The organism is Nostoc sp. FACHB-190 (assembly GCF_014696905.1).
GTDB lineage: Bacteria > Cyanobacteriota > Cyanobacteriia > Cyanobacteriales > Nostocaceae > Nostoc_B.
The window spans coordinates 265,097-284,950 of the sequence record NZ_JACJQW010000002.1; the positions used below are offsets into that span (position 1 = coordinate 265,097).

The window sequence follows — 19,854 nt, forward strand, 5'->3', positions numbered from 1 at the left end:
CTACAAAAAATAAATAAATAATTTGTTTTAATGATTGATTAGGCTAAACTGTCTTAAATGTCTTAATACCAATTTTATGTGAAGCTGCACAGTATTTTACCCCTCCCTAACCCTCCCCTTATAAAGGGGAGGGAACTAGATTCTCTTATTTCCCCCCTTTCCAAGGGCTTTCAAGGGCAGGTTTTTAAACCTTCGATAAATAGTTGAGAATATTCTCAATTATGAAACGTAGTTTTAACTGTTCAGACAATAATTTTGGTTTTAAAAGCCCAAAAATTTGTCTAATAAAAAAAGCCTGCCCTTGAAAGCTTTCCAAGGGGGGATTAAGGGGGGTAATTGATTTTTATATGCGTCTTCATATTAAATTGGTATAAGTGTCCTTGCATTTTTATACAAAGTCAGAGAGATTAAAAAATGTTGAGTATACTTTTACGTATTTCTCAAGAGTAAAAGTAAGTTTTTTTGTACAAAGAGATACCAAAAAATTTTAAACCCTTGCGTATCTAACTAATTTCATTTTCTTGTTCTTAGATAATCCTATTCAAAAATGAATATAGCAAACATAGCAATTATTATTGGTGAAGTCATATTTGTATTAGTTCTTTTTTGGCTATTAAACTTGCTAATTGGCATCATCTTTAAACAGTTAAATAGAGTTGCTTGGCTGCAAGAAAGAACTGCAAACATCACCTTCTTACGTCGGAGTATTAGCAGAATTTTAATGCTGATTTCCGTGGCGCTGTGTTTGGCGCTGGTTGGTGTGAATGGAATGATAATTTACCGGGGTGAAAATGTTCAAGAATTTCAACTTAATCTGATTCGCAGTCTTCCTACACAATTTTGGGTAAATCTGGTCAGTGCAAGTTTAAAAACTATCAGTTTGCTATTGCTAGTCAAATTTAGTATCCCACCTTTAAGCCGTGGCATAGACTGGGTTTCTGACTACGCGAAGAAAGTCGATCAAATCAAAGCCAATGATGAAAGTGTCGAGGCTTTTTTCCAAACTTTAAAAAGAATTATTATCCATAGTGCATGGATAGCTACTGCTATTTTATGCGCTAATTTTTTGTATCTTCCCGCAATTGTTACTAAATATCTATTTATTGCTTTAAAAATATATATTACTATTTCAGTTGGGTTATTAATTGTTAAAGCTGTTGCAACTATTGTTGATACTCTTGATGCGCTCAGTCTCAAGTTTTCTCATTCTAATAATCTACTGCGATTATATGAACGGTTACGCCACTTAATTCCCCTATTTAAAAAATGTTTAGAATATGTCCTTTATGTGGGAATTGTCAATCTCGTTCTCCCGGAAATAGAACCTATTGCGTGGATAAGTGAGTATACTCCTAGAGTTGTTCAAATTATTGGGGTTTTCTTTCTCAGCAATACTTTGATAGAAGTTGCTTACTTTTTACTAGATGAGTTCTATTTAAGAACCACAGATTTCAACGACTCACAGCGACAAAAACGGCTGACACTGATTCCCTTAATTCGGAGTTTCGCCAAATATTTTATTTATTTTACTGCTGGAGTAACTATCCTGAAACTAATTGGCATTGATCCTGCGCCCATATTAGCAGGTGCGGGAATTGTGGGTATAGCAGTCGGGCTAGGGGCGCAAAATCTGATTAATGATGTTGTGTGTGGATTTTTGATTTTATTTGAAAACTATTATTTGGTAGGTGATTATATAGAAGCCGGGAAAATGGAAGAAAGAAGCGTGGAGGGAATTGTTGAAGCCATTGAACTGCGAACTACTCATGTCCGCCATCCCGATGGACAATTGCAGATTATTCGGAATGGAGATATAGGTTCAATTATCAACTTTTCTAAGCAATATATATATGCAAGAGTAGAATTTAGTGTTGCTTACGACTCTAATTTAGATCATGTATATCGAGTAGTGGAAAAAGTAGGACAGCAGTTACAAGCCCAAGAAGCTGATGTTTTAGAACCAACGCGAGTAGCAGGAATAGAACATTTTGGTGAGGATAACTTATTGTTGCTGACGCTGACAAAAGTTAAGCCAGGAAAACACCTACACATTCAGCGTGTGTTGCGTAAGATATTGAAGGATAATTTTAATCAGGCAGAAATTGAACTTTGCGGTTTTGCTAAAAATTAATCATAGTTAGTAGGTTGGGTGGAACAAAGTGAAACCCAACAAGAGTAAATTTTGACTAAGTACAATCAAGAATTACAATTCCCATATTATTTTGAGCAGCATCAATATAATAAGCAACAAATTCGTTGATAAAATATTCTGAAAAATCTTCAATGTTCTCCACAGACTGTTCTAAGTTCCTAAAGTTTGGTTGCAACTTCTCCAAACCACCAATTATTTTACGACGTTCTGCATTGGCGAATAAGTTCAAAGCATCCCAACGTGATGCTAAATCTTCTTGAGAAATTTTAGACAAAGCTTGAGCAACTTCCTGAACCTGTTCAACTGTTAAACAAATTGCTACAAGTCCATGAGAACGCAATGATTTTAAACATATTCCGCCAGCTAAAGCATCGACTAGTAGAAGATTTCCATAGTTCGGTATTGATATTTCTTGGACTAAGAATGGAGAATCACTGAACCATGCTGCTGATATGTCAGTTGAACCAGTTAACAGAAAAGATAATACTTCTGGCAAACCGTTATTAACTTCAAAAGATTCATGAGTTTCTCCATCATAGTTATCATTCCATTGAATTAAAAATGATTCAATGTCATGGAGTGTCTTGTAATTAACTTTGATCAGGCTTAGTTCAATAGACATACAAATCATCCATTATTCCAGGATTGTATTTAAGCCGCAGACTACGAAATTTCTTATCATCCCATTCTAGTTGTTCCCAACACCGAGACTTACAACATTTTTGGAGTAAGTGAGGTACGCCATAAGTATTAAGTAATGAGTAATAAGTAAAGTTCTAACTCATTACTCATTATTCATTACTCATTACGTCCCTCAATATACAAGGTTGGGTTGCACTGCGCTTCACCCAAACCACATTTATAAGTACTTGTGTAACAATAGATGTAATTTTTCTTTCGTTGCTGTTGGCGCTTTATCTAATTGAGTCAAAATTGCATATTTTAAGGCTGTGTGTGCGTCGCTGGGTGGGGGATTTTCACTCAAACGGCGGACAGTTTCTTGTATGACTTTTTGGGCGTTGACGGCGTTGCGTTGCAAGTTACCAATTACCATCTCGACGGTGACGCTATCATGATCTGGATGCCAACAATCGTAGTCTGTGACTAGTGCTAAGGTTGCGTAGGCAATTTCGGCTTCTCTGGCTAATTTGGCTTCTGGTAAGTTGGTCATCCCAATTACTGTTGCACCCCAACTGCGGTACAGGTTAGATTCGGCTTTGGTGGAAAATGCTGGCCCTTCCATACAGATATATGTGCCGCCGCGATGTAGGGTGACATCTGGTAAATTGAGAGATGCGATCGCTTCTGCTAAAATTCCAGCTAAATTGTGACAAATCGGATCACCAAAGGCAATATGAGCCACAATTCCTTCGCCAAAAAAGGTGGAAATGCGATTTTTTGTGCGATCGATAAACTGGTCTGGTATTACCATATCTAATGGTTTGGCTTCGGCTTTTAATGAACCCACCGCACTAGCCGAAATTAAATACTCTACACCCAATTTTTTCATTGCATAGATGTTGGCACGAAAAGGTAATTCGGAAGGTAATAAGGTGTGATTGCGCCCGTGACGTGCCAAAAAAGCTACCTGGGTTCCTTCGAGTGTCCCCACAATTACAGCATCGGAAGGGGAACCGAAGGGAGTTTCGATTTGCACTTCTTCTACATTCTGCAAGGCGGCCATTTTATATAGTCCACTACCACCAATAATGCCAATCTTAGGGTTAACCATATTTTTTGATACCTGTTGCTGATCTGCCTAGTTATTTTACACAGGTGTAGAACTTAGCCAGAAAATATTTTGTCTCACGCAGAGGCGCAAAGGAGTAAAGAGAAATTTTCATCATCTCCCCTAAATCCTTACGCCTAATCCTGAAATCATCAAGATATCACCTCAACTACTTGCGACTAATGGTGCTACGTCGGTATATTTACGACAGCTATGATGCTTTGAAGATTGCGGCTACAACTAAGTTATGATTCTGCCGTGACGTTTAAACACTTGCATCTCAACAACCAATGGTAAATTCCACCCTCGTGGCCACACTCTATGTCAACCCTATAACGGGGAAAGATACTAATGATGGTTCAAGGTTGAGCCCGTTTAGAAGCCTCACCCGTGCTTTAAGAACCACAACACCGATAATTATTCAGCTGTCACCAGGGACATACAGCGCGGCTAACGGTGAACAGTTTCCCTTGGTGTTAACTGCGGGGGTAACAGTCATTGGTAATGAACTGAATAAAGGTGCAGGAATTGTCATTTCTGGCGGGGGTGAATATCAAAGCCCGACTTTTAGCATCCAGAATATTACGTTGTTGTTGCTGGGTGATGCCAGTTTGATGGGTGTGAGTGTGACAAATCCCAATGCTAAAGGTACTGGGGTATGGATAGAGTCATCAAATCCTTATTTAGCTAACAATACTTTGAGTGGTTGTGGACGAGAAGGAATATTTATTACCGGCAATGCCAAACCCGCCATTTTAGATAATGTGTTTGTCCAAAATGCTGCCAGTGGGTTGTTTATGGCGCGGAATAGTAAAGGGGAGATATTACGCAACACTTTTCAAAAAAATCCTTTGGGGATAGCGATTACAGACTCAGCCGCGCCATTAATTGCCAATAATAAGTTATCAGAGAATCGGACTGCGATCGCCCTTTCTCGTGATGCCCGTCCGGTATTACGGCAAAATCTCATCAGTAAAAATGCCCAAGGTGGCTTGTTGGTTAATGCTAATGCTGTCCCAGATTTGGGTAATAGCCAAGATGCTGGGGCGAATATCTTTCAAGAAAATGGCGAGTTTGATTTACAAAATGCAGCCGCCCAGCCTTTAGTTTCTGCGGGTAATCAATTAAACCCCACCTTTGTCAAAGGACAAGTTAATTTTGTCGCCGCCACCGAAGATAGTCCGAGATTAGTTACCGGGAGTAGCAGTTTTCCTGATTTGGCGGGACATTGGGCGGCGGTGTTTGTGGAAGCCTTAGTCAGTCGAGGGGCAATTAGCGGCTTTCCTGATGGCACATTTAGGCCGAATGCACCCATTACCCGCGCCCAATATGCGGCGGTGTTGGCGAAAACCTTTCAGTTACCCAGCAGTAGCCAAGGTAGTAAATTTACTGATGTCAAACCTGATTTTTGGGCAGCACCAGCTATTTTTAGTGCAGCGACAGCCGGATTTATTAGCGGTTTTCCTGATGGCACATTTCGCCCTGGAAATAATCTCACAAGGGTACAGGCGATTGTATCAATTGTGAACGGTTTAAAATTTACCGGAGGTAATTCTAATGTGTTGAGTGTCTACCGCGATCGCGCCCAAATTCCCAGTTATGCTACTAATGCTGTCGCCGTCGCCACCCAAAAATTAATTATTGTTAATTATCCCCAATCGGATTTATTAGAACCTCTGCGGGAAATTACACGCGGCGAGATAGCCGCCTTACTATATCAGGCGTTGGTTGCTAATAGCAAAGAAAAAGCGATCGCCTCGCCTTATATTGTCAGCCCTGATGCCGAAGTGCCGACATTTACCGACTTAGTTGGACATTGGGCGGAACCATTCATTCGCACCTTAGCCAGTCTGAATTTAACCCAAGGTTTTGCTGATGGTAGCTACCAACCAGATAAACCCATGACTCGCGCCCAATATGCAGCTTTAGTGGCGGCGGCTTTTAACCCGACTCCTAAACGCCCTTCCATTGAATTTATTGATGTTCCCCAGAATTTTTGGGCTTACAAAGCTTTACAAATTGCTGCTAGTGGTGGTTTTGTGAGTGGATTTAGCGATCGCACTTTCCGCCCCGATCAAAATGTCCAAAGGTTACAGGTAATTGTTTCCCTCGTGAATGGTCTGGGTTTACCCGCCGCCCAAAGCAATCTATTACTGCCTTACACTGACAGTAATACTATTCCTGAATATGCCCAAAAAGCTGTGGCAACGGCTACACAACAACGTATCGTTGTCAACTATCCCAAGCCTAATTTACTCGCCCCCACCCGCGAAGCCACAAGGGCGGAGGTGGCTGCAATGGTTTATCAAGCCTTAGTAGCTATTAACCGCACCGCAAATCTTAATTCGCCCTATATTGTTTCGACAGCCAAGGGTTGACCAAGTAAAATGAAAAACATTGCTGATTAACTTGGAAACCTTGGTGACCAACCCTATAGCTAAAAACACACTAGGCTATAGGCGATGGGTCGAAAATTTACACCTATTGCCTCAAGCCAATAGTCCCATGTTTACCAAAACGCCAGAAACAGCTGCTGAATTAGCAGCAGCCCTCCTAATTCATTACAGTTTTGACCTCAGTGGCTATAGTGCAACTGAGTTAGTTTACCGTTGGCAAAATCAATATCCCCTTGATTGGCTGCACTTAGCAGTCATTGAAGCTTTGTATCAAGGTCGTTATAAAGCGATTTCTGTCCAGCAAATCCTGGCATTTTGGCAACGACGGCAACAGGCAATTTATCATTTCAACATGGAATTTGAACGCCTAATTTGCAGCAAATTCCCAGAAATTTTAACTGCCCTCAACACGCCAGCATTACCACCTGCACAAGAAGATGGTAACTCAGAAAATGTAGCGAATGTTGCCAATTTGGCAGTAAATAATTCTACATATTCGGTTGAGGCGGAATTTGAACCCAGCTACAAACGCACAGGAACCGCCTCTAGCCGTAGCGAAAGTGAACGTGTCAAAAACATTTTGGCATCATCAACTTTAACTCTCCCCGCCACAGAAACTAAATCTAGGGTGACTTCTTCACCAGTCCTGCCTCATAATTTTTCAGCAAATTCTGACAATCAGCCCAAATTACTGCCATCTACCGTTAATCATCCCCCAATTGACCGCTTTACCCCTGAAACAAGCGATCGCTCCGAGTCATTTACCTCTAAACTGAAGGCCATTTCTAACGAAAAGCCGCAACGGGTGTCTACTAATAAACAACTTGAACAAAGTTGGTAAATCTCAAAACCGCAAAAACTAACCAAATGTTTTTAGGATTAATTTTTGAAAAAAAAATTAATCTATTATTTTTTGGATATTAAATTGGCGATCGCACTGGCAACCATAAATAAAAGTTTATCTAATTTTAAATTATATTTATACTGATTTTTACTCAAAAATTAAGTAATCAGCTTAACTTAGCTATAGCAAAATCAGTTTTTCAATTATTTAAATTTCTGAATTGAAATAAAAATCTTGGTAGAGATGTTATTGCAATAGTAACGTCTCTACCAAGATTTAAAAAATCCAGAAAATCATTTTTATCAATTCAGTCACAACAAATAATTTGTCATCTGACATTTATTTGATTGCGGAAATTTCTGCAATCAAATAAGTGAATTTTTGCTGTCAAAAAATTATGCCCAAAAAACAAACATTTTTCCTATGGTTCAAGTTACTTTTAATGTGTGGGGAAACGGTTCTATTAACCGTTCAGGAATAATTAATTCTAGTGAGCCGACATATACTATTATTCACGGCTATCAAAGTACGGCTGGCAATGCTGGGAATAACTACCAACCCGCAGATTGGGTAGTCAACATTGCCCAAACCATTCGGCAGCGCGAGTCGAATGCAAACATTATTTTGGTAGATTGGGAAGCTGGCGCAAGTTCCTTGTATTATCCAACTGCGGCTGGTAACACGCGGGATGTCGGGAATCAGTTGGCTACCTATTTAAGAAGTCGCGGTGTAGCTCCAAGTGATGTTAACTTGATTGGACATAGTTTAGGAGCGCATGTAGCGGGGTTTGCTGGTACGGCTTATCGTGCAGCTACGGGAAGTTCCATCGGACAAATTGTGGGCTTAGATCCAGCCGGGCCGAATTTTGAAGGCGCAGCAGTAGGCGATCGCTTAGATCCCACCGATGCAACTCGCGTTACAGCCATACATACTAGTGAAACCCTGGGCTACGATGCCAGACTCGCTACCCTAGACCTCTACATTAACTGGAATGACCTGTTTCAACCAGGACAAATTAGTTTTGTGGGTAATCACAGTTACGCCCATACTTTGTATACACAATTACTCCAAGGCAATAGCTTTACCCAGTCCAACGGTACTCTGTTGAACTTGAACACCGTACTAAATGCCGGATTTCTGGGCGAGAACTATAACAGCACCAAAAACAATCAAGTAATTGCTGCACTCAATCTGGTTGGTACTACTGGCAATGATGTGCTGTCTGGTGGTGCGGCTAATGATACCATTCGCGGCAACGCTGGCAATGACCGGATTACAGGTGGCGACGGTAATGATTTGCTTTATGGCGATAGTGGGAGCGATCGCATTAATGGTGGACGCGGTAATGATTCAGTCTTTGGTGGTACGGGGAGCGATCGCTTGTTTGGTGATGACGGCAACGATATACTAACAGGCGCAGATGCCTCAACTGGTAGAGGTTTGGGCGAAATTGACCGCTTAACGGGTAGTATAGGGAGCGATCGCTTTGTGGTTGGTGCTACCACAGGTATTTTCTACAGCGATGGTAATACCAGCACCTCTGGTCTAAGTGACTATGCCTTAATCACCGATTTCAATGCCCTAGAAGATATCATCCAATTATCAGGCTCCAAATCTAGCTACAGCTTGGGATCTGTACCCACGGGTTTACCCACAGGTACAGCCCTATTCCTCAACGAAAACAGTCTGGAATTGGTAGCGATTATTCAAGGTTCCACCAACCTCAGCTTGAGTGCTAACTATTTCGTCACAGTTTAAATCTCACAAGTCCCCGATAGCCCGCTACAGGCGGGCTTTTCATTTTTAACAGGGTTTTATCTAGCTTTTATAAGGTTATCTTAGGTGTCTCTTAACATCAATCGCTTATAACTCCTGAGTAGCAGACAATTCATTCATAATTCAGGAGAACACTGTGAAATTTTCCAGACGTAAATTTTTTACCTTAGCCGGAACAGGAACAGCAGGTGCTGTTCTCTTATCACCATTACAAGCTTTTTACGCCCAGCGCACATTAGCAGCCGGGCCTTACGGTGCTTTACAACCAGATCCTTTAGGTGTCCTAGATTTACCTGCGGGATTTTCTTACAGAAGATTATCAGAAACAGGGCAAACAATGACTGACGGCAACAGAGTTCCCGGTGGTCATGACGGTATGGCTGCTTTTGCTGGAGCCAATGGTAATACAATTCTGATTCGCAACCATGAACTTTCTCCAACCTCTAGTAATGGTTTGAATGCACCCAATAACAGGAAATACAACACAAATGCTAGGGGCGGTTGCACGAAATTAGTGGTTAATTCTTCCCGTAACCTAGTGGAACATCGAGGAGTTCTGGCGGGAACCATTCGTAATTGTGCTGGTGGCCCTACCCCTTCAGGGTCTTGGTTAAGTTGTGAAGAAACCTTTGAAACTAATAACAGCAAAAGACATGGTTATGTGTTTGAAGTTCCCAGTAGCACCAATACTTTTGTTACCCCTGTTCCACTAACAGCTATGGGGCGTTTCAACCATGAGGCTGCTGCTGTAGATCCCAACACAGGCTATATTTACATGACAGAAGACCAGCCAAATGGGTTGTTTTATCGCTTCATTCCCAACCAACCCAACAACCTGAGTGCTGGCGGTACGCTTTACGCCTTAAGAATTATCGGCTCATCTGGAATCAACACCGCTACAAATTTCCCCAAAAATACTCCAAAGGCAGTAGATTGGGTAACAATCAATACTCCCGACCCTGCGACTGATACCGTCAGAACCGAAGGTTATAACAAAGGTGCGGCCAGGTTTTCCGGTGGGGAAGGCATTTTTTATGGTAGTGGTTATGTCTACTTCACTTGTAAGAGTGGCGGTAGTACGGGAGATGGTCAAATTTGGCGTTATTCACCTACTAACAATACTGTTGAACTGTATATTGAACCTAACAATTCTGGCTTTTTAGATAATCCCGACAATATTATTGTTTTCCCCAATCGTGACATCTTCCTTTGTGAAGATGGAGATGGAACAGATCATATTTTGGGCATTACACCGAGTGGCAGTCTTTACAAGTTTGCCAGGAATGCTCTCAATACATCAGAGTTTGCTGGAGTTTGTTTCTCACCTGATGGGCAAACCATGTTTGTAAATATGCAGACCCCAGGAATTACCTTTGCAATTTGGGGCGCTTGGTAAAACTAAACCCGCCCAGCATATACCTGTGTAGTTGAAATAAATAATATTTCAACTACACAGGACTTACGCACCAAGATTGTCTATGAAGATTGGGTGTAAGGGGAAGTGGTATGAGGGTTTTAGATACATACACCCCTGTACCCCTACACCCTTGCCAATGCTCTCTCCACTGCTCCTACACGCAATGCCACACGCTTGTACTTACTGGCATCATAAGCAACACCAGCGTGCATAACTTGGGAGTTATCCCAAACAACCAAATCTCCAGGCTGCCAAACATGAGCATAAACGGGTGTACGTTCTAAAATCTGTTGAAAGAGTTCGTGCCAAAACTGTTTTGCCAAACTCAATTCATCTTCCATTCCCAACAGTATGGATGTATCTGAACCTAAATATAAGCCCTTATGCCCAGTGACTTTATGAGTGGACACAATAGGGTGTTTTTTCATCGGCACATCTGCCCCTAGCTTAGAGGTTCCTGGTGGCAGATGATACATTGACATTTGCTCTAATTGTCGCTGATATTCAGGCGCAAAATTTTGATAAGCTTCTAGCATATCAAGAAATTCTGTGGTGTGGGGTTGACCATCAATTCCTTGTGCTGGTATTTCCACGCCATACAACATCACCACATACAAAGAATTCATCTCTAGACCTGCTGTTCTGGGCAGATGGTCTTTGTCATGATGCCATTGCCAAGCAAATTTACCCAGAATTTCGGAAGAATTTGTTTTGGGATTTCCTAAAATACCAACACCAGGGCTTTGTAAATCTGGGTCAATCTCTGGGTCTAAAGGTTGAGGCAGATACTTAAAGCCTGATTCCCCAAAAGCGCGGTTAGCAAATTCCTGTAATTGTGACGCTGTTAAATGTTGATTTCTGAGGACAACTACACCATTAGCCCACAGAGATTGTTTAAATTCTTGTATTTGTTGGTTTGTGAGTTGCGTCAAATTGCAACCTTGTAAAACTTCTGTACCTAGTCTATGATGCTGCTGAACTGTCTGCGGCATTTTCCTAGTCCTTGTCACTTGATTTCAATCTATCGGTAAAAAAACACAAGAGAATGGATGTGTTAAAAAATATTTATTCGCTAGTTACAATTCTCAACAAATAGCATTCAGTATGTATCAGTACAAATTCTATACGCAGCCGTCGATAAATCAACCCTGCCAAATTTTTTGTTTGGCGGTCAACCAAACAGTTACCTACACCCTCTCTCTAACCCTTGATATTTCGTCTCACTGCGTCAGTCCTTGCAACATTACTTAACTATCCTACGTCACAAGATGAGAAATTCATCTCATAGGTTTTGAAATTCAACTAGCCCAGATTTGAATTTCCAACCAGTCTGGCAGTTGGTTGTATTCATAAATGAGTATCTGAAAGAATAATGAGAAATATCAGCAAGTACTTTAGTACGATTTCTTTAGTTGTGCTACTTCAAAGTTTTCCGGTAAATGTTCAGGCACAATCAACAGAAACGCCTTCTCAGACAAGCTCAGATTCCATTCAACAGGTAATTGCTGCCAAATGGATGACCAATTCACCAGATGGTAATTTTTATCCCGAAAGATTGGTAAGTCGGGCAGAATTAGCCTCAATTATGGTGAAAGTCTTTCGGCTAGATAAACGACAAGCTGTAAGTCAAGAAAATGTTGTGATTGCAGATGTCCCAGCTTCTAATCGCGCATTTAACGATATTCAGATAGTCTTAAAAACAGACATTATGAAAGGCTATCGGGGGAATTTGTTTTTTCCCAACCAAAGAGTTACCAGGGCAGAAGCTTTAGCGATATTTGCCCAAGCTTACGGTGTCTTTCAATTTGATGATGATTCGGTGAATGAGATTTTAGCCTCCCATCCTGATGCTAAATCAATTCCAGCATGGGCGCGAAGAGCGATCGCCACCGTCGTCTCCGAAGGATTTGTCAAAACAGATAGCCAAGGTAATCTTTCCCCATTGCAACCCATGACTCGTGGAGATATGGCTTACGTGCTGAGTAAATACTTGCAACGACAACAAAAACTACCAGACACACCAGAAGTTCCGACTGTGCCTGATAATACAGTTTCACCCTAGTAATCAAGGTAACTTACCCATATTCAGAGAACTCACACAAACAACAGGTATCAGGAATGTCAAACCTTGACAGCTAAAGACTTTTATCTTCTAAGTCCATACCGAAGCAGTATATGTGATTACGTAAGTTGTTATTCTTAACGGGTTATGTAACAGAATTGCAACGCCCCATCATCATGGGGGCAACCCGACCGTGGGAAAATCAAAATACCAGAAGTAGAAATTAGAGAGGAAAACCCTATAATATGCATCTGAGCGAAATCACCCATCCTAATCAGTTGCACGGTTTATCTATCCGGCAACTGCAACAAATTGCTCGCCAAATTCGAGATAAACACCTGCAAACAGTAGCAGCAACAGGCGGTCATTTAGGGCCAGGTTTGGGTGTTGTAGAGTTAACTCTAGGGCTTTACCAAACATTAGATTTAGATCAGGATAAAGTTATTTGGGATGTCGGACACCAAGCTTATCCTCACAAATTGCTTACAGGACGTTATAGTAACTTCCATACCCTCAGACAAAAAAACGGAGTTGCAGGTTATCTCAAACGTTGCGAAAGCAAGTTTGATCATTTTGGTGCTGGTCACGCTTCTACAAGTATCTCCGCCGCCTTGGGTATGGCATTAGCTAGAGATTTAAAAGGCGAAAAATTTAAAGCTGTTGCAGTTATTGGCGATGGTGCTTTAACAGGTGGGATGGCGTTAGAAGCTATTAACCATGCTGGACATCTGCCAAAAACCAACTTACTGGTAGTACTGAACGACAACGAGATGTCTATCTCTCCCAACGTCGGTGCAATTCCTCGCTACCTCAACAAAATGCGCCTGAGTCCGCCAGTCCAATTCATCAAAGATAACTTCGAGGAACAATTCAAGCAAATTCCTTTCGTGGGTGAATCTTTGTCTCCTGAGTTGGGACGCATCAAAGAAGGGATGAAGCGGTTAGCGGTTCCCAAAGTAGGGGCGGTGTTTGAAGAACTCGGCTTTACTTATATGGGGCCAGTGGATGGACACAATTTAGAAGAATTGATTGCAACTTTCCAACAGGCGCATCAAATACAAGGGCCAGTTTTAGTTCATGTAGTCACCACCAAAGGTAAAGGCTATGAAATAGCCGAACAAGACCAAGTAGGCTACCACGCCCAAAACCCCTTTAACTTGACAACCGGCAAAGCCATTCCTTCTAGCAAACCCAAACCCCCGGCTTATGCCAAAGTCTTTGCCCATACCTTAGTTAAACTAGCTGAACAAAACCCGAAAATTATCGGTATTACAGCCGCAATGGCTACAGGTACAGGTTTAGACAAACTCCAAGCTAAACTACCTAATCAATATATAGATGTGGGTATTGCTGAACAACATGCTGTCACTTTAGCAGCAGGTTTAGCATCTGAAGGTATGCGTCCGGTGGCGGCTATTTATTCCACCTTCTTACAAAGGGCTTACGACCAAATTATTCACGATGTTTGTATTCAAAACTTGCCTGTGTTCTTCTGTTTAGACAGGGCAGGTATTGTGGGTGCTGATGGCCCCACTCACCAAGGGATGTATGATATTGCTTATTTGCGCTGCATTCCAAACATCGTGTTGATGGCTCCCAAGGATGAAGCCGAATTACAACGGATGATTGTGACTGGCATTAATCATACCAGCAGTGCGATCGCTATGCGCTTCCCCCGTGGCAATGGTTACGGTGTCCCCTTAATGGAAGAAGGCTGGGAACCTTTGGAAATTGGTAAGGGTGAAATTCTCCGCAATGGTGATGATGTGTTAATCGTTGGCTACGGCACAATGGTTTACCCCAGTATGCAAGCGGCAGAAATTCTCAGCGAACATGGTATTGAAGCTACAGTCATTAATGCCCGCTTTGTCAAGCCATTAGATACAGAATTAATCTTACCCTTGGCTAAGAAAATTGGTCGCGTTGTCACCCTAGAAGAAGGTTGTGTCACGGGTGGCTTTGGTTCTGCTGTGGCTGAAGCTTTACTCGACGCTGATATTGTTGTCCCCATCAAGCGTATTGGTATCCCCGATATCTTAGTTGAACACGCTACCCCCGAAGAATCGAAGGCAGAATTAGGTTTAACTAGTCGTCAAATTGCCGAAAGAGTCATGCAGGCTTACTTCCAAAAGCAAGTATCTGCTGTGGTTTAAATCTGCACAGGACTGACGCACCAAGGTTGTCTGTGAAGAATGGGTGTAAGGGTGTGGGGTGTGATGTTAAGTCCTAATTGCTAGTAAATTCTTCCCTACTCCCCACTCCCTACTCCCCATTCCTAAATACTGCGTAACGCGCTTTTCCTTGCTGCTTGGCATGATACATTGCTGCATCTGCATTTTGCAGTAAGTTTTCGGGTTTATCGCTACCACCTTGATTGAGAGTAATACCTATACTGGCTGTGGTCGAAATTAAATTGCCATTGAGTGTTAAAGGTAAGCCTAAAGTGTCTTGAATACGTTTAGCGACGTTAATGGCATCGTTAATATCTTTAATATCTTCAAGCAGTACAGCAAACTTATCGCCGCTAAACCTGCCGACGGTATCACCACTGCGGAGGCACGATTCTAATCTACGAGCGATCGCTATTAATAAATCATCGCCCATCGTATGACCATAGCGATCGTTCATTTCCTCAAAGCCATCTAAATCTAAAAATAAAATTCCAAAACGATAATCTATCCGGCGTTTACTTCTTTCTACCGCTTGTTTTAATCGATCTAAAAATAAAGCTCGATTTGGTAATGCTGTCAGTCCATCATAAAACGCATTCTGAAGCAGTCGTGACTCCATTAGTTTGCGTTGGGTGACTTCTTGCAGCACTAATACTGCACCAGTAATATTATTACTACTATCCCGCATCGGTGCAGCATAATCGCCAACTAATATTTCTCTCCCATGTTTATTAATTAATACACAATTATCGGGTAAATATATAATCGTTCCTGTAATTATTGTTTGTGTAGCTAGATTTTCAATTGCTTCTTCTATATCTTTGTCAATCAGGTTAACAACTTCTGCTACATTTTTTCCCTGTGCTTCTTTTGGCTGCCAACCTGTCAGTGTTTCCGCCATTGAATTCATAAATTGAATGCAACCATCAGTATCCGTGACAACTACAGCATGTTGCATACTGTTAATAATTGCCAACATTGGTTGCTGTTGTTCCTGCATTTTCTCATTAATAAGGAAATTTTCATCCTCAGCAACTAGGATTTTATTTGCCAGCATATTCAGATTACCTATTTGCTAAGTTCCGACTTGAGGGAATTGTTAATTGAATCTGAAGGTGAATAATTCTATGATAATCAATATCTCGAATAATCCGATTTTATTTTTGAAATTCTTCAACGCCACTACGTGTATTTCAAAAAAATATCTCTACAGGATTTAAGTAGTCTGACAGAATTAATTACACAATGTCATTGCGAACGAAGTGAAGCAATCCCAACCCCTGCGATTGCTTCACTTCGTTCGCAATGACTGTAAATATTTTTGTCCGGCTACTTATCGAGTGCTAATTCTGATAAAGTTGGTATAAAAAATTTTATATACAGTGACAAGCCAACTCTTCTTGAATGCTCATCATCAAAGCGGTAAGGTTTATCGGTTTTACAAGATAACGACGTGCGCCTAAATCTATAGCTCGTTCTTGATCAGCTTTAAAAGCAAAAGCTGAAACTACAATCACAGGTATTTTAGATAAATATGGATGTTTTTGAATTTGTTCTAACAGCCAATAGCCATCAATATCAGGTAATTTTAAATCTAGTAACACTAAATCGGGCTGAAATGTGTTGACAGTAGAAAATAAAGCTGTACCATTTGACAGACTTTTGACATTAAATCCACAGTAACCGAGATAGTCACTCAGCAACATCCGGTTTACATGGTTATCTTCAATTAATAAGACTCTTTTTAATTGATTGAGATGCACTTGCTGATTAATGGTGAGTAAATTTACTGTCATTACAAAACAGAATTGAAGATATAGATTCCTGATTCTAAATTGAATAAAAATATGCTGTCAGAGGAATTTATTAAGTTACTAAAAATCTATTTATACTATTTCGCTATATCAGAAAATAGTCAATAAAAATTAATTTTTATCTTAGTATTTACTAAATAATATTATTATGATTTATTGAAATATTTTAACAAAAAATTAATATTTACTCAATAAATCTTTATATTTCTATCATAGAACTTGATTGTGAATTTATCTCCAGTCATGTACATCTACTTACATAAATGGCTTATTATAGTAATATATACAACAGTAATTCCACAGAGAAGATATAAAGATTTCATAAAAAAAAGGAGCATAATTGCTCCTTTAGTGATTATTTGGAATGGAAACCGGAGTCTCAACCGGAAACTTTCTTTAACTTGCGTTGTGTAGCAACGATTCCAGCTACACCCAAAATACCGAGTACTACAGAAGGTTCTGGTACAGCTGTTGGCTCTGGAGTTGGTACAGGTATACCTTGGATGGTTACTTCGTAGTTGCCATTATGAGATTTAGTCCCATCTTTAGAAATTAGACCAGAATCAGAGGCTTTATAACTGTAAAGGATTTCAGATGGCCCTCCGTTATAAGAAACCTTAACAAGTTCGCTGACTTGTATTTTGTTTTCTGGGTTTAGTCCTAAAAGAGTTGCTGCATTTAAGTGACCAGCTAAACCAATCTTAATTTCTCCAGTGGTGTCATTTTGGTTGACATAAGAAATATTGGGGTCACTGAAGCGTTGAAATCCACCTGCCAGTAAAAATGTGTTAAACAGGGTTTGGTTAGCAGTCACACCATAAGTAGATAAAGTAGTATTAAACCACTGAGTTGCCAAATTAGATGAATTGTACAACCCATTAATCGCGTTGTTTAACAGTGTATTTGTTGCTGCTCCTGTTACTGCCTGTACACTGCTTGCACCAAACCAATCAGTAGCCGTCAGGCTACTCAAAGAGATTTGTTTGCCATTAATTTCACCACTTAAAGTTGTAACTTGGTTGTAATTAAAGAAATTTCTCAGTGCTAAAACACGTTGTGTGGTATTTGTTGAGGTTGTGAAGAGGGGAGCTTTTTCACTACTAGCGAATAACTCAACATTACCAGTAGGGCTGCTGCTGTCACCAGTTAAAATAGTTGCTAAGTCAGCACCTGGAGCTTCCTCTGTGTTGGTGCCATTAACGTTGTATTTGATGTAATCGTTGCCAGTAATGGTGGCATTGGTTAAAACACCAGCTTGTGCTGGGTTAGAGGCGATCGCACTCACGCCAACAGCCATCGAGGCACCAATTACAAGTGTTTTCAAAGTTCTTTTCATTTACTGTCTCCGCCAGTTTTGTGGTAATTTTGTATACTTTTATGTGTCTCTGGAATTGGGTTAGCCTGACTACAGGCTTTGACTTTTAAAGAATGCGGCTGGTCTCAAAAATCACCAGCTTTTAATCATCCCTAGTAGTTATGCACACCAATCTAGTTTAGGAAACGGGGAGACTTTATTGGGTAAAGCTGTTGTGGATTCTGAATAAAAAGATGACTAATCTTTTGCTATTGATTTCAGCAAATCTACTAAATTACTAATTTTTTCAGTGTCGTTAATATGACATTGATTGAAAAGTGCATCGCGAGGGAATAGGATTGATGGGTAGAATTGTGGCGCGTTCTTTACCCCTCTCCTCATTTCTCTGTTCAAAAGACTTTTTTATCTAGCTTTTTTCTGCTGATGCTGCATTCCCAAGCAACCTGCGATCGCAATTAATCCCAGCAAGACTGAAGGTTCTGGGACTTTCCGGGGGCGTGGATTTGTACTACTGAGGTTTGCCCATCTGTTGCTATAGGCGGGGATGTAACTAGATACAGGTGCATCACTTCTAGGGGTGAGACTCAAACTGGGTGTGTAGTAATGATTTGGGCTGGTATGATTTTCATCCCCAGTTACTTCTGCTTGGGAAGTCGTCTGTTCTGGTTCTCGTAATGAAGTGTTGCTCAAACCCCAAACTGACTGCTGTCCCCAAACACCAATCACCAAGAAAGACACAGCACACAGGCTAATTTTTACCACACTACTTGCCATGCACCTCTATTCACCACTTCTAGTCAACCGTCACCGATAGATTTTAATATCTCGGTGACATTTCCGTAATTTCTCTGTAGTGTATCTTAAATAAACCCAACGTTAGATATGGATTAATCAAATTCTGACAAATTTAACATCAAGACTTGATAAATCCACTGACCTCGGCATACTTAAAGAAACTTAGCAATTCGCTCCACGGCAGTTTCTAACAAAGCTGGTTCATGTACCAAGGCAAACCGCACATATCCTTCTCCAGATTTACCAAAACCAGCACCGGGAGAAGCGGCTACCCCGGTTTGTTTGACTAACTGAGTACAAAATTCCACAGAATTATTTTGCCAAGGTGCGGGTAACTTAGCCCAAATATACATCGTGGCTTCGGGACTGGGAACTTGCCAACCAATGCGATGTAAAGCATTCACAAAAGCATCACGGCGTTGGCGGAAGGTGGCGACTGTATTTTTGACTCCGGCTTGTGGCCCGGTTAGGGCTGCGATCGCTCCATTCAAAATTCCTCTATATTGATTAAAATCAACTGCGGCTTTGATGTGACGTAAAGCTTTGATTAATTCAGCATTGCCAATGGCATAGCCAATGCGGAAGCCGCCCATATTGTAAGACTTAGAAAGGGTGAAAAATTCAATCGAGACGCTTTTTTCTGGGTCAGCTTGCAGAATTGATGGTACTAAAGATTGGGACTCTATTCCCGGAATTTCCGCAAATACCAAATCTACGTAAGGGAAATCGTGAACTAACACAATATTATGTTGCTGACAAAAAGCCACAGCTTCTTGGAAAAAAGCCAAAGGGGCGATCGCAGCTGTGGGATTATGGGGATAGCTCAACACCATCATCTTCGACTGCGCCACAACCGCCGCCGGAATATCTGCTAATACTGGTAAAAATCCATTTTCTGCCAGTAGTGGCATAGGATAAATTTGTCCACTGGCTAAATACACTCCGCCTGCGTGGGAGGGATAACCAGGGTCGAGCAATAAGGCAAAATCCCCAGGATTTAATAAAGCTAGAGGTAAATGAGCCGTACCTTCTTGAGAACCAATTAAAGGTAATACTTCGGTTTCGGGATCAACCTTGATGCCAAATTTCTGCTCATACCAGTCAGCCGCAGCTCGTCGAAAGGCTTGCGTACCGTTAAATAACAAATAACCGTGGGTGCTTTGATCATACAAAGATTGGGCGATCGCTTCTAGAACGTGCGCCTCTGTCGGCAAATCCGAAGAACCCAGGGATAAATCAATTAACTGCTGCCCAACAGACAAAGCCGCCGCTTTAGCTTTGTCCATCTCCGCAAACACGTTAAATTGTAGAGGTTGTAAACGTTGTGAAAATTGTATGTTAGTCATTTGTCCTTTGTCCTTTGTCCTTTGTCATTAGTCATTT

The 19,854-nt window shown here is 41.0% G+C and carries 14 protein-coding genes and 1 pseudogene; 7 read left to right on the plus strand and 8 right to left on the minus strand.

What is annotated here, in order from left to right; genetic code table 11:
* Positions 1-547 precede the first annotated feature (547 nt).
* Complete coding sequence (locus H6G28_RS04170; RefSeq protein ID WP_190669156.1) at positions 548-2,131, plus strand: mechanosensitive ion channel family protein; 1,584 nt, start codon at positions 548-550, stop codon at positions 2,129-2,131.
* Positions 2,132-2,186: 55 nt separating this feature from the next.
* On the opposite strand, the gene H6G28_RS04175 is transcribed toward H6G28_RS04170, so the two are convergent.
* On the minus strand, positions 2,187-2,774 hold the full coding sequence (locus tag H6G28_RS04175; RefSeq protein ID WP_190590368.1) for a DUF1877 family protein: 588 nt from the start codon (positions 2,772-2,774) through the stop codon (positions 2,187-2,189).
* 237 nt (positions 2,775-3,011) lie between these two features.
* Complete coding sequence (locus H6G28_RS04180; protein WP_190590369.1) at positions 3,012-3,884, minus strand: S-methyl-5'-thioadenosine phosphorylase; 873 nt, start codon at positions 3,882-3,884, stop codon at positions 3,012-3,014.
* Between the two features lie 287 nt (positions 3,885-4,171).
* Between H6G28_RS04180 and H6G28_RS04185 the strand changes: the two genes are divergently transcribed.
* The 4 genes from H6G28_RS04185 (at position 4,172) to H6G28_RS04200 (ending at position 10,293) form a co-directional block, all read left to right on the plus strand.
* On the plus strand, positions 4,172-6,259 hold the full coding sequence (locus H6G28_RS04185) for an S-layer homology domain-containing protein (protein WP_190669158.1): 2,088 nt from the start codon (positions 4,172-4,174) through the stop codon (positions 6,257-6,259).
* 127 nt (positions 6,260-6,386) lie between these two features.
* Positions 6,387-7,118 (plus strand): hypothetical protein, encoded by a 732-nt coding sequence (locus tag H6G28_RS04190; RefSeq protein WP_396019807.1) that lies wholly within the window; start codon positions 6,387-6,389, stop codon positions 7,116-7,118.
* Between the two features lie 426 nt (positions 7,119-7,544).
* Positions 7,545-8,879, plus strand: coding sequence for an alpha/beta hydrolase family protein (locus H6G28_RS37275; protein WP_277883217.1), 1,335 nt, complete (start codon positions 7,545-7,547; stop codon positions 8,877-8,879).
* Positions 8,880-9,033: 154 nt separating this feature from the next.
* Positions 9,034-10,293: an alkaline phosphatase PhoX gene (locus tag H6G28_RS04200; protein ID WP_190669160.1), complete on the plus strand. Its 1,260-nt coding sequence runs from the start codon at positions 9,034-9,036 to the stop codon at positions 10,291-10,293.
* A 143-nt stretch (positions 10,294-10,436) separates the two neighbouring features.
* Here H6G28_RS04200 and H6G28_RS04205 read toward each other — a convergent pair whose 3' ends face one another.
* Positions 10,437-11,306, minus strand: coding sequence for a TauD/TfdA dioxygenase family protein (locus H6G28_RS04205; protein ID WP_190669162.1), 870 nt, complete (start codon positions 11,304-11,306; stop codon positions 10,437-10,439).
* Between the two features lie 380 nt (positions 11,307-11,686).
* Between H6G28_RS04205 and H6G28_RS04210 the strand changes: the two genes are divergently transcribed.
* Together H6G28_RS04210 and dxs are read left to right on the plus strand one after the other, a co-directional pair.
* Positions 11,687-12,376 (plus strand): S-layer homology domain-containing protein, encoded by a 690-nt coding sequence (locus H6G28_RS04210; RefSeq protein ID WP_190669164.1) that lies wholly within the window; start codon positions 11,687-11,689, stop codon positions 12,374-12,376.
* A gap of 245 nt (positions 12,377-12,621) precedes the next feature.
* Complete coding sequence (dxs, locus tag H6G28_RS04215) at positions 12,622-14,529, plus strand: 1-deoxy-D-xylulose-5-phosphate synthase (protein ID WP_190669165.1); 1,908 nt, start codon at positions 12,622-12,624, stop codon at positions 14,527-14,529.
* A 109-nt stretch (positions 14,530-14,638) separates the two neighbouring features.
* Here dxs and H6G28_RS04220 read toward each other — a convergent pair.
* The 5 genes and pseudogenes from H6G28_RS04220 to H6G28_RS04240 all read right to left on the minus strand — a co-directional run.
* Positions 14,639-15,559 (minus strand): annotated as a pseudogene (locus H6G28_RS04220) (diguanylate cyclase domain-containing protein); the annotation flags it as partial.
* Positions 15,560-15,920: 361 nt separating this feature from the next.
* Positions 15,921-16,343: a response regulator gene (locus H6G28_RS04225; protein WP_190669174.1), complete on the minus strand. Its 423-nt coding sequence runs from the start codon at positions 16,341-16,343 to the stop codon at positions 15,921-15,923.
* Positions 16,344-16,740: 397 nt separating this feature from the next.
* Entirely contained in the window at positions 16,741-17,697 is a 957-nt protein-coding gene (locus H6G28_RS04230; RefSeq protein ID WP_190590377.1) for an NF038130 family PEP-CTERM protein, read from the minus strand.
* 381 nt (positions 17,698-18,078) lie between these two features.
* Entirely contained in the window at positions 18,079-18,450 is a 372-nt protein-coding gene (locus H6G28_RS04235) for a PEP-CTERM sorting domain-containing protein (protein WP_190669176.1), read from the minus strand.
* A gap of 173 nt (positions 18,451-18,623) precedes the next feature.
* Positions 18,624-19,817 (minus strand): LL-diaminopimelate aminotransferase, encoded by a 1,194-nt coding sequence (locus H6G28_RS04240; RefSeq protein WP_190669180.1) that lies wholly within the window; start codon positions 19,815-19,817, stop codon positions 18,624-18,626.
* Positions 19,818-19,854: the final 37 nt, after the last annotated feature.